This window comes from Sphingobium xenophagum NBRC 107872 (assembly GCF_000367345.1).
Taxonomy (GTDB): domain Bacteria; phylum Pseudomonadota; class Alphaproteobacteria; order Sphingomonadales; family Sphingomonadaceae; genus Sphingobium; species Sphingobium xenophagum.
On the sequence record NZ_BARE01000002.1, the window covers coordinates 41790 to 57626 of the forward strand.

At 64.1% G+C, this 15837-nt stretch carries 12 protein-coding genes; 4 read left to right on the forward strand and 8 right to left on the reverse strand.

Features of this window, described 5'->3' with window-relative positions:
- Positions 1-23: 23 nt before the first annotated feature.
- Positions 24-4187: a DNA-directed RNA polymerase subunit beta gene (gene rpoB, locus SX1_RS01620; RefSeq protein ID WP_019051643.1), complete on the reverse strand. Its 4164-nt coding sequence runs from the start codon at positions 4185-4187 to the stop codon at positions 24-26.
- A gap of 526 nt (positions 4188-4713) precedes the next feature.
- On the opposite strand from rpoB, the gene SX1_RS01625 reads away from it, so the two are divergent.
- The 3 genes from SX1_RS01625 to SX1_RS01635 all read left to right on the forward strand — a co-directional run bounded on the left by SX1_RS01625 (position 4714) and on the right by SX1_RS01635 (position 5587).
- Positions 4714-5052 carry a DUF6481 family protein gene (locus SX1_RS01625; protein WP_026149400.1) on the forward strand — a complete coding sequence of 113 codons (339 nt, stop codon included), beginning with the start codon at positions 4714-4716 and terminating at the stop codon, positions 5050-5052.
- Between the two features lie 118 nt (positions 5053-5170).
- A complete protein-coding gene (locus tag SX1_RS24460; protein ID WP_157742265.1) occupies positions 5171-5311 on the forward strand; it encodes a hypothetical protein in 141 nt (46 codons plus the stop codon).
- A gap of 66 nt (positions 5312-5377) precedes the next feature.
- Entirely contained in the window at positions 5378-5587 is a 210-nt protein-coding gene (locus tag SX1_RS01635; RefSeq protein ID WP_017182613.1) for a hypothetical protein, read from the forward strand.
- A gap of 11 nt (positions 5588-5598) precedes the next feature.
- On the opposite strand, the gene SX1_RS01640 is transcribed toward SX1_RS01635, so the two are convergent.
- The 7 genes from SX1_RS01640 to hflK all read right to left on the reverse strand — a co-directional run bounded on the left by SX1_RS01640 (position 5599) and on the right by hflK (position 14719).
- Positions 5599-6930 carry a cell wall hydrolase gene (locus SX1_RS01640; protein WP_255209681.1) on the reverse strand — a complete coding sequence of 444 codons (1332 nt, stop codon included), beginning with the start codon at positions 6928-6930 and terminating at the stop codon, positions 5599-5601.
- 10 nt (positions 6931-6940) lie between these two features.
- Positions 6941-7870 carry a cysteine synthase A gene (cysK, locus tag SX1_RS01645; protein WP_019051646.1) on the reverse strand — a complete coding sequence of 310 codons (930 nt, stop codon included), beginning with the start codon at positions 7868-7870 and terminating at the stop codon, positions 6941-6943.
- Positions 7867-9171: an MFS transporter gene (locus SX1_RS01650; protein WP_026002297.1), complete on the reverse strand. Its 1305-nt coding sequence runs from the start codon at positions 9169-9171 to the stop codon at positions 7867-7869. Before SX1_RS01650 ends, cysK begins: the two co-directional genes overlap by 4 nt.
- A gap of 204 nt (positions 9172-9375) precedes the next feature.
- Positions 9376-11004, reverse strand: coding sequence for a helicase HerA-like domain-containing protein (locus tag SX1_RS01655; protein ID WP_019051648.1), 1629 nt, complete (start codon positions 11002-11004; stop codon positions 9376-9378).
- 108 nt (positions 11005-11112) lie between these two features.
- A complete protein-coding gene (locus tag SX1_RS01660) occupies positions 11113-12612 on the reverse strand; it encodes a Do family serine endopeptidase (protein WP_017182618.1) in 1500 nt (499 codons plus the stop codon).
- A gap of 134 nt (positions 12613-12746) precedes the next feature.
- Entirely contained in the window at positions 12747-13595 is an 849-nt protein-coding gene (gene hflC / locus SX1_RS01665; RefSeq protein WP_017182619.1) for a protease modulator HflC, read from the reverse strand.
- A complete protein-coding gene (gene hflK, locus SX1_RS01670; protein ID WP_174302219.1) occupies positions 13595-14719 on the reverse strand; it encodes an FtsH protease activity modulator HflK in 1125 nt (374 codons plus the stop codon). Before hflK ends, hflC begins: the two co-directional genes overlap by 1 nt.
- A 73-nt stretch (positions 14720-14792) precedes the next feature.
- On the opposite strand from hflK, the gene SX1_RS01675 reads away from it, so the two are divergent.
- Positions 14793-15758, forward strand: a complete 966-nt coding sequence (locus SX1_RS01675; protein ID WP_019051649.1) for an Mrp/NBP35 family ATP-binding protein — start codon at positions 14793-14795, stop codon at positions 15756-15758.
- Positions 15759-15837 lie beyond the last annotated feature (79 nt).

Here is a 15837-nt window from a genome sequence, read left to right on the forward strand (position 1 = left end):
TCGCAGCGACGCCCGCAAATCCCTTATTCCGCCGCTGCCGCGAAGCCGCCTTCATCCTCTGGAATTTCATCCAGCGAATTGAGTTCGACGTTGAGGCCCAGCGAGCGCATTTCCTTGACGAGCACGTTGAAGCTTTCGGGGATGCCCGCTTCAAACGTATCGTCGCCCTTGACGATCGCTTCATAGACCTTGGTGCGGCCGACCACGTCATCGGACTTCACCGTCAGCATTTCCTGCAACGTATAGGCGGCGCCATAGGCCTGGAGCGCCCAGACCTCCATTTCCCCGAAGCGCTGGCCACCGAACTGCGCCTTACCACCCAGCGGCTGCTGGGTAACGAGCGAGTAGGGGCCGATCGAGCGGGCATGGATCTTGTCGTCGACAAGGTGATGCAGCTTCAACATGTAGATGATGCCGACCGTGACCTTGCGGTCGAACTTGTCGCCGGTGCGGCCGTCGAACAGGTCGCTCTGACCCGACGAATGCAGCCCCGCCAGTTCCAGCATGGTCGACACGTCCGCTTCGCGCGCACCGTCGAACACCGGCGTCGCCATCGGCACGCCGCGTTCCAGATGCTCGGCCAGATCGACGATCTGTTCGGGCGTCCGCGCTTCGATCTCGGCGGCATATTGCGGACCATAGGCGGTCAGCAACCGATCCTTGACGGCGTCGGGCATGTCGCCCGCCGACGGGTTGGGATTGGCCTCGCGCCATTCTTCCAGCGCATGCTTGAGCTGCTGGCCAAGGCCGCGGGCAGCCCAGCCCAGATGCGTTTCGAAAATCTGCCCGACATTCATGCGCGACGGCACGCCCAACGGATTGAGCACGATGTCGACATGGGTGCCATCCTCCAGGAACGGCATGTCCTCGATCGGCAGGATGCGCGAAATGACACCCTTGTTCCCGTGACGGCCGGCCATCTTGTCGCCCGGCTGCAGCTTGCGCTTCACCGCGACGAACACCTTGACCATCTTCAGCACGCCCGGCGGCAGTTCGTCGCCACGCTGCAACTTGTCGACCCGGTCCTCGAACTTGTCGACGATGACCTTTACCGCTTCGTCATATTGCGCCTTGACCGCTTCGATGCCGGCCTGACGGACATCGTCCGCCACCGCGAACTTCCACCATTCGTGACGCTCGACTTCGCCCAGCAGAGCCTCGTCGATTTCCACGCCCTTGCGCACGCCCTTGGGCGCGGCCGTGGCGGTCTGGCCCAGCAGCATTTCCTGGAGGCGATTGAAGGTCGCCCGGTTCAGGATGGCGCGTTCGTCCTCGCGATCCTTGGCGAGGCGGTCAATTTCCTCCCGCTCGATCGCCATGGCGCGCTCGTCCTTGTCGATGCCGTGGCGGTTGAACACGCGCACTTCAACGACCGTCCCGGCAACGCCCGGCGGCAGACGCAGCGACGTGTCGCGCACGTCGGACGCCTTTTCACCGAAGATCGCGCGGAGCAGCTTTTCTTCCGGGGTCATCGGCGATTCACCCTTGGGGGTGATCTTGCCGACCAGAATGTCGCCCGGCTCCACTTCAGCGCCGATATAGACGATGCCCGCCTCGTCGAGGTTGCGCAGCGCTTCCTCGCCGACATTGGGAATGTCGCGGGTGATGTCTTCCGGCCCCAGCTTGGTGTCGCGAGCCATGACCTCAAACTCCTCGATATGGATCGAGGTAAAGACGTCATCCTTCACGATCCGTTCGGAGATCAGGATGGAGTCTTCATAGTTGTAGCCATTCCAGGGCATGAACGCGACGAGCGTGTTGCGGCCCAGCGCCAGTTCGCCAAATTCGGTCGAGGGACCGTCGGCGATGACGTCGCCAGCCTCGATCAGGTCGCCGACCTTCACCAGCGGACGCTGGTTGATGCAGGTGTCCTGGTTGGAACGCTGGAACTTCTGGAGCGTGTAGATGTCGACGCCCGACTGGCCCGGCGCGATGTCGCCGGTGGCGCGGATGACGATACGGGTCGCGTCGACCTGATCGACGATGCCCGCCCGCTTGGACGCGACGGCCGCGCCGGAGTCACGGGCGACCGTGCCTTCCATGCCGGTGCCCACGAACGGCGCTTCGGCGCGTACCAGCGGCACGGCCTGACGCTGCATGTTCGATCCCATCAGCGCGCGGTTGGCGTCATCGTTTTCCAGGAACGGAATGAGCGATGCGGCGACCGAGACCAGCTGCTTGGGGCTGACGTCCATCAGGGTGATATGGTCGCGCGGCGCCATCAGGAACTCGCCAGCTTCGCGGCTGGAGATGAGATCCTCGACGAAATGGCCGTCGGCATCGACTTCGGCGTTGGCCTGCGCGATCGTGTGCTTGGCCTCTTCCATGGCGGACAGGTACACGACCTCGTCCGTCACCTTATGGTCGATGACCTTGCGGTAGGGCGTTTCGATGAAGCCGTACTTGTTCACCCGGCTGAACGTCGCCAGCGAGTTGATCAGGCCGATGTTCGGGCCTTCGGGCGTTTCGATCGGGCAGATGCGGCCATAATGGGTCGGGTGAACGTCGCGGACTTCAAAGCCCGCACGCTCGCGCGTCAGACCACCCGGCCCAAGTGCCGACACGCGGCGCTTGTGGGTGACTTCGGACAGCGGATTGGTCTGATCCATGAACTGCGACAGCTGCGAGGAGCCGAAGAATTCACGCACGGCGGCCACGGCGGGCTTGGCGTTGATCAGGTCGTTGGGCATCACGGTCGACACGTCGACGCTCGACATGCGCTCCTTGACGGCGCGCTCCATGCGCAGCAGCCCGACGCGATACTGGTTTTCCAGCAATTCGCCGACCGAACGGACACGACGGTTGCCCAGGTTATCGATATCGTCGATTTCGCCCTTGCCGTCCTTCAGGTTCACCAGTTCCTTGACGACGGCCAGGATGTCCTCGGTCCGCAGCGTGGTGACGGTGTCCTCTGCGTCCAGGTCAAGACGCATGTTCAGCTTGACGCGGCCGACCGCCGACAGGTCGTAGCGTTCAGGATCGAAGAACAGGCCAGCGAACAGCGATTCCGCCGTTTCCTTCGTCGGCGGCTCGCCGGGGCGCATGACGCGATAAATGTCGCTCAACGCCTGATCGCGTTCCTCGGCCTTGTCGGCCTTGAGCGTATTGCGGATCCACGGGCCGGTGCTGACATGGTCGATGTCGAGCAGTTCGAGGCGGTCGACGCCCGCCTTGTCCAGCTTTTCCAGATTTTCGGGCGTAACTTCGTCACCGGCCTCGATGTAGATTTCGCCGGTGCTTTCGTTGATCAGGTCATAGGCGCTGTAGCGGCCATAGACTTCCTCGGTCGGGATCAACAGCGTGGTCAGGCCGTCCTTTTCCGCCTTGTTGGCGGCGCGGGGGCTGATCTTGTGACCGGCGGCGAACACGACTTCGCCCGAATTGCCATCGACAATGTCAAAGGCAGGCTTCAGGCCGCGCCAGGCTTCGGCCAGATAGGGAATCTGCCAGCCGCCTTCGCTGCGAACGAAGGTCACCTTGTTGTAGAAGTGACCCAGGATTTCCTCGGCGGTCAGGCCCAGTGCATAGAGCAGCGCCGTGACCGGCAGCTTGCGCTTGCGGTCGATGCGGACGTTGACGATGTCCTTGGCGTCGAACTCGAAGTCCAGCCACGAACCGCGATAGGGGATGACGCGCGCGGCGAACAGATATTTGCCCGACGAATGGGTCTTGCCCCGGTCATGATCGAACAGCACGCCCGGCGAACGATGCATCTGGCTGACGATGACGCGCTCGGTGCCGTTGACGATGAAGGTGCCGTTGCCCGTCATCAGGGGCATGTCGCCCATGTAAACGTCCTGCTCCTTGATATCGAGCACCGAACGGGTCTCGGTGTCCTGATCCACTTCGAACACGATCAGGCGCAGGGTAACGCGCATCGGCGCTGCATAGGTGATGCCGCGCTGACGACATTCCTCGGTGTCGTATTTCGGGTCTTCCAGCTCGTAATGGACGAAATCCATTTCGGCGGTGCCGGCGAAATCGCGGATCGGGAACACGCTGCGCAGCGTCTTTTCCAGGCCCGACACATAGCCGATCGACGGGTCCGACCGCAGGAATTGTTCATAGCTTTCGCGCTGAACCTCAATCAGGTTCGGCATCTGCACCACTTCGTGGATGTCGCCGAACACCTTTCTGATGCGCTTCTTCGCGCCGGTGTTGCTGATGGAGGGAGCCTTGGTCGCCATGCGTTGTCCTTGCCTTCGTTCGTCGCGTATTTTTCGCATCGCAGCGAAAATTCAGCCTGAACGCGAATGAAAAGGGGTGATTCGCCCTTCCGCATCCACGCAAAAAAGTGCGGGTCGGGACTGTCCGAACCGCACTGTCAGCGTCTTGTAACCCGCCAAATTCGCCCCATACTGCCAGTGATCGTGCGCAATGCGATCCTGTACCCCGGACGATTCGGGAGACGGTTCCTGCCATGCCGTAAAGCTGCCTGAACCGGATTTCGAAGGTCGCATATAGGGCAGGCCTCCCCCTTTGTGAAGGGGGTAAGCGCCGCTGCTTCCTTGTTGCCAGGGCGCCATTTTCGCCTGCACCTTCCCTTTTGCGGCAACAGCTGCTATATGGAAGCTGCTTACGTCGCCTTTTGACGGATATCGGACTGCCTTCAGGCTCCTCCTCTTGTCCCCTATCGCGCCTCACAAAGCCGGGATGTGCGAATAATCGCGCGTCCCCCTCAAATCATGCGCAATGCAGGACAGACTGGAACGAATGCTGAAATATAAGGAACCCGATTTTCAGGAACGCAGGGCACTCGCCACACAGGCGCGTGACAAGGCACTTGCCAAGTTGCGGGCCAAGCCCCCGGTTGATCCGGTGCTGGCGGCCCAGCGGGCTGCCGCGGCGCAAGCCAAGGCGGCTGCTGAACTGGAAAAGCGTCAGCAGGTCAAGCTCGCCCGCGAAGAAGAGCGCGCCGCCAAGGCGGAACGCGCTCGTCTGGAGGCGGAAGCTGCCGCTGCTGCGATCAAGCCGGCATTGACCGACGAAGAGCGCAAGGCCGCGCGCGATGCGCGCTATCAGGCGCGCAAGAGCCGTAAAGGCGCGCGCTGACGGCCTGGCCCGGTCGCGCCCCTCGCGCGGCCGACACCCTATATGGTCGCTTGGTCCGGCATGGTGCCGGGCGCGATCCAACTCATATGTTACGCGGCACTGGCCGCAAGGAATCATTTTGCATACCCATTCAAACAAGACTCAACGCCGTACCCTTTCGATGTTCGACAGGAAGCGGCCCTTTCATCCCGGCCTGACGCCGGGTGGCACCCTGTCCACGGTTCAGCTCAAGCAGATCGTTGCGGATATGGTGGGCTGATATTGGAATTGTCGGGGGAGCGTCGGTCGGCGCTCCCTTTTTTCTGTCATTCACAAAGGAGGCCCTATGAGCCGTACAGCAATCCGTCCCTTCCTGATCAGCAAGGATGAAGAAGGTCATTTCCGCCTCACCGTGCGCGAAACCCGCTATAATTCGCAAGGCTATCCGCTGACCTCGTCGCTGCTTCAGGACGAGAAGTTCAAGACTGCCGCCGCCGTCCGCGCCTTTGCACGCGACGCGTTCCGGGCAGAAGCCGGTCAGTTCGCGACGAAATAATCGGCGGGTCTTCAGGGTTGGCGAGCGTCGTCCGGCGGCGTTCCCGGTGCTGGCGCAATCTTCACCGTTTCAAAACGGTCCATACGCCGCACCCCGGCCAGTCCGGTCGGCGCTGGCGGTGCAGGCATGGCGACCGGCACCCGCCGACGCATACAGTCACGCTTGTCGGCGCGCGGGGTCTGGTCGCAATTCCACAAGGCCCGCTGCAACCCACTCTGCGTGTCGTGAATGTAGGAAAACCGCATCGCGGCCAGATTGGCCAGCGTCAGCGGCAATTCCTTCGGCGCGTCATTTGCCGTCCACCCCATGATCCGGCATTGGGATCGCCCGGCGCAAAAGGTGCGGGCGCTTTCGGGCCAGCTGTCGGGTTTGCTGCCGCGTGGTAATTCCACCAGGAAACTCCGCATGTCAGCCAGAGCGATCAGCCTTACGCCGCCCACGCTCTTGCCGATCTGATCAAGACCGATCGCCTGCCGTGCCTGCGCGGCGATCGCGTCGGCGCTGTCGGCCATCGGCGTGATGGCGCCCGGCAGCAGCGGGGTCGCCATGCTGTGCGCGGGGGACAGGCGCGCAATCCGCCCGATCAGCGGCTCACCGCCATCGATGGTGCGCGTGCGAAAGGCTGGCGGCGTCCCCCACCAGCCGCGCCAGCGGAAGAAAAGATGCGTGCCCACCCGCGTCAGCTTGTCCAGACTGCCGCTCCAATAGGGCACCACCCAATCGGTATGATAATGGGTCGCATAGCCCACCGGCTTGAACACGTCGCCCGCCAGCGCGCCGCGCGCAATGGCGCGCGCCCTGTCCCATGCGGCCGGGGAGGGGGTGCGGGCCAGCGCGCCGTCGCAGCTGAAGGTGAACTGGCAACCCGTGGTGCGTTCCTGCCCCTGAAAGACGACTCCGCACACCGTCTTGGGAAAGGCGGGATGGCGCACGCGATTGAGGACGACCTGCGCGACGGCGCGCTCGCCCACGGCATCGTCGCCCGCTTCATAGATTTGCGCCGCGGCCAGGCAATCCACGGCGCGGGCCAGGTCCGTCTCCGACCCTTCGAACCGGAATGGCCGCGCCGCCGGGTTGGCCAGCCGGGAAAAGGGGATGGCGGCATTGAGCGCCCGCGCGCGGTCGGCGGGCAGGGCATAGACCGCCACTGGCTCCACCGGCGGCGGCGGGCTGGGTGGCCGCACCGCGTGGGATAGACCCCTCCGGGCAAAATGCGCCTCGCCCCCCGCGCGCGGCGCACGCGCTTCCCAACCCGCCACAGCGGCAGGCAGGCCAGCGAACAGCGCCAGCCAGACGATCCACATCCATGGACGCGGCTCGCTGGAAACAGAGTCACCCGTCATTGCGTGATGATCATTCCGGCAGGAAATCGGGCACCGACAGATAGCGTTCGCCGGTGTCGTAGTTGAAGCCAAGCACCCGGCTGCCAGCTGGCAAATCCTTCAGCTTCTGCGCGATCGCCGCCAGCGTCGCGCCCGAAGAAATGCCCACCAATATGCCTTCCTCGCTGGCCGACCGCCGCGCATAGTCCTTGGCATCGGCGGGATCGACCTGGATCACCCCGTCCAGCAATTGCGTGTGCAGGTTCGCCGGAATGAAGCCCGCGCCAATGCCCTGAATGGGGTGGGGGCCGGGCTGGCCGCCGCTGATGACATGCGACAGGGTCGGCTCGACCGCATAGACCTTGATCCCCGGCCAGGCCTTTTTCAGTATTTCGGCCGTGCCGGTGATATGCCCGCCGGTGCCCACGCCGGTGATCAGCACGTCGATCGGCGCGTCGGCGAAATCGGCCAGTATCTCCTGCGCCGTGGTGCGGGCGTGGACCGCGATATTGGCCGGGTTTTCAAACTGCTGCGGCATCCAGCTACCGGGCGTCTGCGCCACCAGTTCCAGCGCGCGCTCGATCGCGCCCTTCATCCCCTTTTCGCGCGGGGTCAGGTCGAAACTGGCGCCATAGGCCAGCATCAGCCGCCGCCGCTCGATCGACATGCTTTCGGGCATGACGAGCACCAGCTTGTAGCCCTTGACCGCCGCGACCATGGCCAGGCCCACGCCGGTATTGCCCGATGTCGGTTCGATGATGGTGCCGCCCGGTTGCAACTCGCCCGACGCTTCGGCGGCCTCGATCATGGCCAGCGCGATCCGGTCCTTGATCGACCCGCCCGGATTGGAGCGTTCCGACTTGATCCAGACTTCCGTGCCTTCGGGCGCATCGCCAAACAGCCGGTTCACCCGGACATGCGGGGTATTGCCGATGGTTTCGAGTATCGTGGCAGCTTTCATGGGGCTTTCTCCTGGCTGAGGTCCGCCGCCCTTATGTCGGGTGGGTCGAAGGTGCGTGCAAGGCGCAATTCGGGAAAGAGACGCGCCCAGAACAGCGTGATGACGATAGCACCGATACCGCCACCAATGACAGCGGCAACCGGCCCGACCAGCGCGGCCAGAAATCCGCTTTCCGCCTCGCCCAGTTCGTTGGAGGCGGAAATGGTGAGTTGCGACAGGCTCGACACCCGCCCGCGCATCGCGTCAGGCGTGTGAAGCTGGACCAGCGACTGGCGCACGAACACCGAAATCATGTCCGCCGCGCCCAATATCACCAGCGCGCCGATGCCGAATTCCATCGCGATGCTGCGCGGCAGGAAAGCGGTGCAGCCAAATGCGATCGTGGCGATGCCAAACAGGATGACCGCGCCCAGCATCTTGATGCCGACTTCATTCCGCAATGGCCGGAACGAAAACCACAGCGCCATCAGCCCCGCGCCGACCCCCGGCGCTGCGGCGAGATGGCCCAGGCCTGCCGATCCCACATGCAATATGTCGCGCGCATAGACCGGCAACAGCGCAGTCGCCCCCGCCAGCAGCACCGCGAACAGGTCCAGCGTGATGGTCGCCAGCACCAGCCGGTTGGAACGCACATAGCTCAGCCCGTCGATCATCTGGCGGATCGGGTGGCGGGTGACGTCGCGCGCGGCCTGCGGCACCGGGCCGATCAGCATCATCGCGCCCAGCGCCACCCCATAGAGTATCGCAGCCAGCGCATAGGCGCCCCAGGGCGTCGCTGCATAGGCATAGCCGCCCAGCGCTGGCCCCACGATCGACCCGGCCTGCCACACCACGCCCGATATGGCGATGGCGTTGGGCAACACCTCGCGCGGCACCAGATTGGGGGCCAGCGCGCCATAGGCCGGGCCGTTGAACGCGCGGGCGATGCCGACGATGACGGCGATGCCGAATATCAGCGGCAGCCCGACCCAGCCCTCGAACGTCGCGAAGGCCAGCAATCCGGCCGCTGCGGTCAGCATCGTCAGCGTCAGCCGGGTGATCATCCGCCGATCATAATGGTCCGCGACCCATCCGGTCAGCGGCGTCAGGAAAAACAGCGGCAAGAACTGCGCCAGGCCGATCAGCCCCAACTGCGCCGAAGCCCCCGCCGTCGTCATGGTCTCGCGCGCGATATTATAGGCCTGCCAGCCCAGCACGATCATCATGCTATATTGCGCCAGCACGGCGGTCATCCGACCGATCAGATAGGCCCGGAAATCGCCGAAATGCAGCGGATGGCGATGCGGGGAGGGGGCTGTCATGCCACCGGCTTTAGCCGCTGTGCGGGCAAACAGGCAACCATGGCGCGGGCCGATGGGCGCAGCTTTTCTTGGCCGCGCCATGCCGTGGCTTTTGCCGTCATCCTCCATCGTCCGTTCGCCCTGAGCTTGCCGAAGGGTTGAAAAGGACAAGGCTTCGACAGGCTCAGTCCGAACGGCGGCGGCTGGCAGGCTATGTCAATGCACTTACTTGAACAGGCTGCCCAAAATCCCGCGCACCAGCCGACCCGCAATCCCGCCGCTCGACGATTTGCGGCTCGATCCGCCGAACACCGCGCGGCCCAGTTCGTTGGCGACCTGCCGCCCGACCGATGAGCCGGCCGCGCGCGTCGCCGACTGGATCGCCTTGTCCAGCGCGGACGGCTTGGCCGCCTCGCGCGCGGCGGCGGCGTCGGCGCGGGCCTGCGCCTTGATCTCCTGTTCGCGCTGCTTGGCCTCCGCCTTGGCCTGCACGGCGGCGGTCCGCTCGGCTTCGTCCTGCGCCTTCTTCGCGGCGGCGGCAGCAGCGGCATTGCCGCGCGCGGCCAGTATCTCCTCCGCCGATTCGCGGTCGATCGCCTCGTCATATTTGCCCGCAACCGGGGAAATCGACTGGATGATCGCCCGCTCCTTGGGGCTTACCGGGCCAAGCCGCGATCGCGGCGGTGCGATCAGCGTGCGCTGGACGACGCCGGGCGATCCATCCTCCTGCAATAGCGACACCAGCGCCTCGCCGACCTTCAATTCGGTAATCGCCGTCTCGACATTCAGGTCGGGATTGATGCGGAACGTCTCAGCCGCCGCCTTGATCGCGCGCTGGTCGCGCGGCGTGAAGGCGCGCAGCGCGTGCTGTACCCGGTTGCCCAATTGCCCGGCGACATCCTCTGGTATGTCTATCGGGTTCTGGGTCACGAAATAGACGCCCACGCCCTTGGACCGGATCAGCCGCACCACCTGCTCGATCTTGTCGGTGAGCGCCTTGGGCGCATCGTCGAACAGCAGATGCGCCTCGTCAAAGAAGAAGACCAGCACCGGCTTGTCCGGATCGCCCACTTCGGGCAGCGTCTCGAACAATTCGCTCAGCAGCCACAACAGAAACGTCGCATAGAGTTTCGGGCTCTGCATCAGCTTGTCGGCGGCCAATATGTTCACATAACCGCGCCCTTGCTCATCCACCTTGATCATGTCGTGAATGTCGAGCGCGGGTTCGCCGAAGAAATGCGCGCCGCCCTGGCTTTCAAGCTGGAGCAATTGCCGCTGGATCGCGCCGACGCTGGCCTTGGTAACATTGCCATAACGCGCCGACAGCGTGTCGGCATTTTCCGCGCAAAAGCTGAGCATCGCCTGCAAGTCGCCCAGGTCCAGCAGCAGCAGCCCTTCCTCGTCGGCATATTTGAACGCGATCGACAGCACGCCTTCCTGCGTTTCGTTGAGGCCCATAAGCCGCGCCAGCAGCAACGGCCCCATTTCGCTGATGGTCGTGCGGATCGGATGGCCCTGTTCGCCATAAAGATCCCAAAAGATCGCCGGATTGTCGGCATAGCTATAATCGGAAAGGCCGATTTCAGCCGCCCGCGCGACCAGCTTGTCGGCATTTTTGGCCGTCGGGGAGCCGGCCATGGCGATGCCTGACAGGTCGCCCTTCACGTCGGACAGGAACACCGGCACGCCCAGCGCGGAAAAACTCTCGGCAATGCCCTGCAACGTCACCGTCTTGCCAGTGCCCGTCGCCCCGGCGATCAGGCCATGGCGATTGGCCCGGCGCAGGTTGAGCAACTGGCGGACACCGCCATCCTTGTCCGGCGCGCCAAGACCAATGAAAATGCCGTCGCTCATCCCCGTTCCTTCCCCATAAAAAAGCCGTCATTCCCGCCTGCGCGGGAATGACGGAAACATTTTCACTATCCTCCAGCCGTCAAGGAAAGAGGAATGTTCATAAGGTGCTTATTTATCGCGCAAACGCACCGGCAGGAAAATCGGCTGCTGGCCGCGACGCAGCACCTGGAGCAGGATGGCGTTGCGGTTCTGCGCCGCCACCGCCTTCACCTGCGCGTCCAGTTCGGCCTGGCTGGTGATCGGGCGATTATTCGCGCTGATGATCACATCGCCACGCCGCAGCCCCTTGGCCCCGGCATCGGTCGATCCGTCAACGGCAGTAATCACCACGCCGCGCGTATCGGCGGCCACGCCCAGCTGACGAATGATGCCGGGCGTCAGCGGGATCGCCGAAATGCCTAGCGACTGCTGCGCTGCCTGGCCCGGATTGGAATCCTGCTGGCTGAAATCCTCATCCTGCTGCGGGGCGAAGCTGGACAGCTCCTCTTCCGACGGACGCTCGCCCACAACGGCGGTCACCGTCTGGCGCTGGCCATTGCGCATCAGGACGATCGGCACCTTGCTGCCGATCGGCTGGTTGGCGACGATGGAGGACAGGTTCTGGTCCGGGTTCACTTCCTGACCATTGACCGACACGATGACGTCGCCCGCCTTGATCCCGGCCTTGTCCGCGCCCTTGCCCGGCTCGACGCCCTGGACGAATTCGCCGCGATTCTTGGCCAGACCGAGCGAATCGGCCAGATCCTCGCCCAGCGGGCTGATCTGGACGCCCAGATAGCCGCGCTTGACGCTCTGGCCCTGGCGCAGGGTCGCGACGATCGGCGCGGCCTGTTCGGACGGAATGGCAAAGCCGATGCCGACATTGCCGCCCGACGGCGACAGGATCTGGCTGTTGATGCCGATCACATTGCCGCGCATGTCGAACATCGGGCCGCCGCTATTGCCCTGGTTGATCGACGCATCGGTCTGGATGAACTTCTCGTAACCGCCACCCGTGCTGCGATGCACGGCGGAGATGATACCAGCCGTCACCGTGCCCGACAGGGCGAAGGGGTTGCCGATCGCAACGACCCAATCGCCGACCCGCGCCTTGGTGCTGTCGCCGAACTTGACGAAGGGCAGGGGCTTTTTCGCGTCGATCTTCAGCACCGCCAGGTCGGTCGCGGGATCGCGGCCCACCAGCTTGGCGGTATATTCTTCCTTGTTGGTCAGCGTGACCGTGATCGAATCGACGGTCGCGCCTTCCGCGCCTGCCGACACGACGTGGTTGTTGGTGACGATATAGCCGTCAGCCGAAATCAGGAAGCCCGAACCCAGCGACTGGGCCTGCCGGGTCTGGGGCCGTCCGCCCGGCGCTTGGCCGAACAGGTCGCCAAAGGGGGTGCCGGCAAAGGGATTTTGCACCGCGACCCGCTGCTTGGTCGAAATATTGACCACCGCCGGTTGCAGCTTTTCGACCATGTCGGCCAGGCTCGCGGGCGCCCCCGCCGGGGCAGCGGCCTGCAATCCTTCATTCTGCGCGGTCTGCGCCCCGACATTGGGGGACGTGATGGCAATGGCGGTGCCGCCCAGCAACAGGGCGCCGGTAATGGCATAAGCGTAACGCACTCGTGACGGTCCTCTCATGATCTTCAGGAAATGGAAGGCGGGACTCTCAAACAGAGAGCCGGTCATGCGCCGCCTTGCCTTAACCCTCATTGAATGATGCTGGTTCCGAAATGATCCGCAGCATCGGTGAACCCTTATTTGCGTCCCTGAAACTGTTGCAGAAACTCGTTGTTGGGCGACAGGATGATGTTGGTCTGTCCGGTCCGGTCGGGTGAGAAAGTATAGCGATAGCTCTGCATCGCCCGATAGAAATCATAGAAGGACGGGTCCTTGCCGAAACTTTCGGCATAGATGCGCGCGGCATTGGCGTCCGCTTCGGCGCGGATGATCTGCGCCTGCTTGGCGCCCTGCGCCCGGATCGTCAGCGCTTCCTGCTCGCGCGCGGTACGCATCCGCGTAAAGGCGCTTTCCAGCGGCGTGCCGTCGGGCAGGTCGGCGCGCTTGATCCGCACGTCGACAATCTCGGCCCCATATTGGCGCGCGACCCGGTCCAGCCCGGCCTCGATATTCTGCATCACCTGGCCGCGTTCGGGGCTGAGCAGCGCGGCGAAAGGCCGCTTGCCCAGTTCGTTGCGCAACGCGGAACCCAGGATCGGGCGCAGCGCGTCCGACACCCGTTCCTCATTGCCAGCGGCAATATACATGCGCAGCGGATCGACGATGCGATACCGGGCAAAGGCATCCACCTGCAAGCGCAACTGGTCGGTGGACAGCACCTGCTGCCGCTCCATCTCGACCGACAGCACCCGCTTGTCGATCCACACGATCTGGTCGATGAACGGCCAGCGCCAGATAATGCCAGCGCCGGTATTCCCGAACGTCTCGTTGGGCTGATAGCGGTTGATGATGTCCTTGGGATCGCCAAAGCGCACGATCACGCCCTGCCGGGTTTCCGGTACGATCGTCACCGTGCTGCCGACCAGGATCAGCAGGAACAGGGCGATCAGCGCAATCGCGATGGGTTGGCGCAATATGCCCCGCATCACTGGCCTCCCGTGCTGGCGGCAGAGCCGGTGGCCGGGGTTGCCTGCGCGCGGCGCTTGATTTCAGGCAATGGCAGATAGGGCGTCACATTGCCGCCTTCGACGATGGTCTTGTCGACGTTCGACAACACGCCCTCCATGGTTTCATAATACATGCGGCGGCGGGTCACGTCGGGCGACAGGCGATATTGTTCATAGACCTTGTCGAACGACGCGGCCTCGCCCTGCGCCTTGGCCGTCACCTGCTGGGCGGCAGCGCGCGCTTCGTTCAGATAGGTTTGCGCGGTCTGCTGCGCTGCCGACACGGCCTTGAACGCATCGTTCACCGCGCTTGGCGGATCGGCCTGCTTGATCGCGACGCCCTGAATGCGGATGCCCGAACGATAACCATCCAATATTTCCTGCATCCGCTGCTCGACCTGCTGCTCGATCGCGGTGCGCCCAGCGCCCAGCGCATCGTCCAGGCTGACGCTCGCCAGCACGGCCCGCATCGCGCTTTCGGCGACTTCGCGCACGGCTGCGTCCGGGTCCGACAACTGGAACAGATAGAGTTCGGGGTTGCGGATGTTCCAGCGCACCGAATAGGCCAGATCGATGATGTTCTGGTCGCCCGTCAGCACCAGATTCTCGCTTTCCGCACTGGTCGATCCGACGTCGATGGTGCGGATTTCCTCCACATCCACGATCGACACGGTCTCGAACGGCGCAGGCAGGGTCAGGCTGATGCCCGGCGACAGGGTGCGGCTATATTTGCCAAGCAGGGTGACGACGCCCCGTTCCTGCGGGCCGACGCGATGAAAGCTGGTCAGCACCAGCCATAATATCACCAGCAGCGCGATCGCGGCGGGCCACAACGCCTTGCCATTGGCGCGCGGGGGCAGACCGCCAAAGCCGCCGCCACCGCCGCCTTGGCCAAAGCTTTCGCGACCACGGCGCAGCAATTCGTCGATGGCCGACGGGCCTTTCTGGCCGGTGGGTCGGTTGGGCTGGGTCCATGGGTTGCGCGGGCCGCCGTCTCCGCCCGACCCCTTGCCGTCATTGCCGTCCGGCCCGTCGCTCTTACCGCCCCAAGGCCCTTGAGCCATGCTCATGATGCCGGGCATCCACCCGAAAATTCTTTTCATGGCCCTTCTATAGGAAGGCTTATCCACGAAAAACAGTGCCAATGGCTGCGATTATTTCCTACAGGGCGTGGCCATGACCGATATCGCCGATTTTACCGCCCGCCTGACCGCCCTGACCGATGGCCGCGCCAGCGCCCCGCGCGTCAGGGACGGCGTCATGACCCTTGCGCTCGACGTGGGCGGGCTTGGCCCCGACCAGCGTGACGCGATCCTTGCCGCGATCCGCGAGGGTGGCCTCACCGTGCCGGGCGTCACGGACGTCCGCATCGCCCAGACCGCCGAGCGCCGCCCGCTGCGCATCATCGCGGTGGCATCGGGCAAGGGCGGGGTGGGCAAATCCACCCTGTCGGCCAATCTGGCGGTGGCGCTGCATCGGCTGGGCCACAAGGTCGGCCTCGTCGACGCCGACATTTACGGCCCGTCCCAGGCGCGTCTGATGGGCAGCGAGGACCAGAAGCCCCAGGCGCGCGAAAAGAAGCTGATCCCCGTCACCGGCGTTGCGGGTATTCCGATGCTGTCGATGGCGCATCTGGTCGAACCGGGCAAGGCGCTGGCATGGCGCGGGCCGATGGTGGGCAATGCCCTGTCGCAATTGATCGACGCCGACTGGGGCGACACGCAATTGCTGGTGGTGGACATGCCGCCCGGCACTGGCGACATTCAATTGACCATGGTGCAAAAGCATAAGCCGGCGGGCGCGGTCATCGTGTCCACGCCGCAGGATCTCGCTCTGATCGACGCGACCCGCGCCGTCAGCCTGTTCGCGCAGGTCGGGGTGCCGATGATCGGCCTTGTCGAAAATATGGCGGGCTATGCCTGTCCCCATTGCGGCGAAATTTCCGACCCGTTCGGGCAGGGCGGGGCGGAAGCGGCGGCGGGCGAAATGGACATGCCCTTTCTGGGCCGCGTTCCGCTCGCCATCGACATCCGCCGCCAGTCCGACGCGGGCGATCCCCCGGCCGCTGGCGAAGGCATCCATGCCGACGCCTTCCGCGCCATTGCGCAGAGGGTGGCCGACTGGCTCGGCCGCACGGTTTGACTGTCCTACAGCGGGGCCAGGTTGTATGATCGGAGTGGCATTGCGATAGGATCAGGCGCGCGCAACATTATGTCGCATT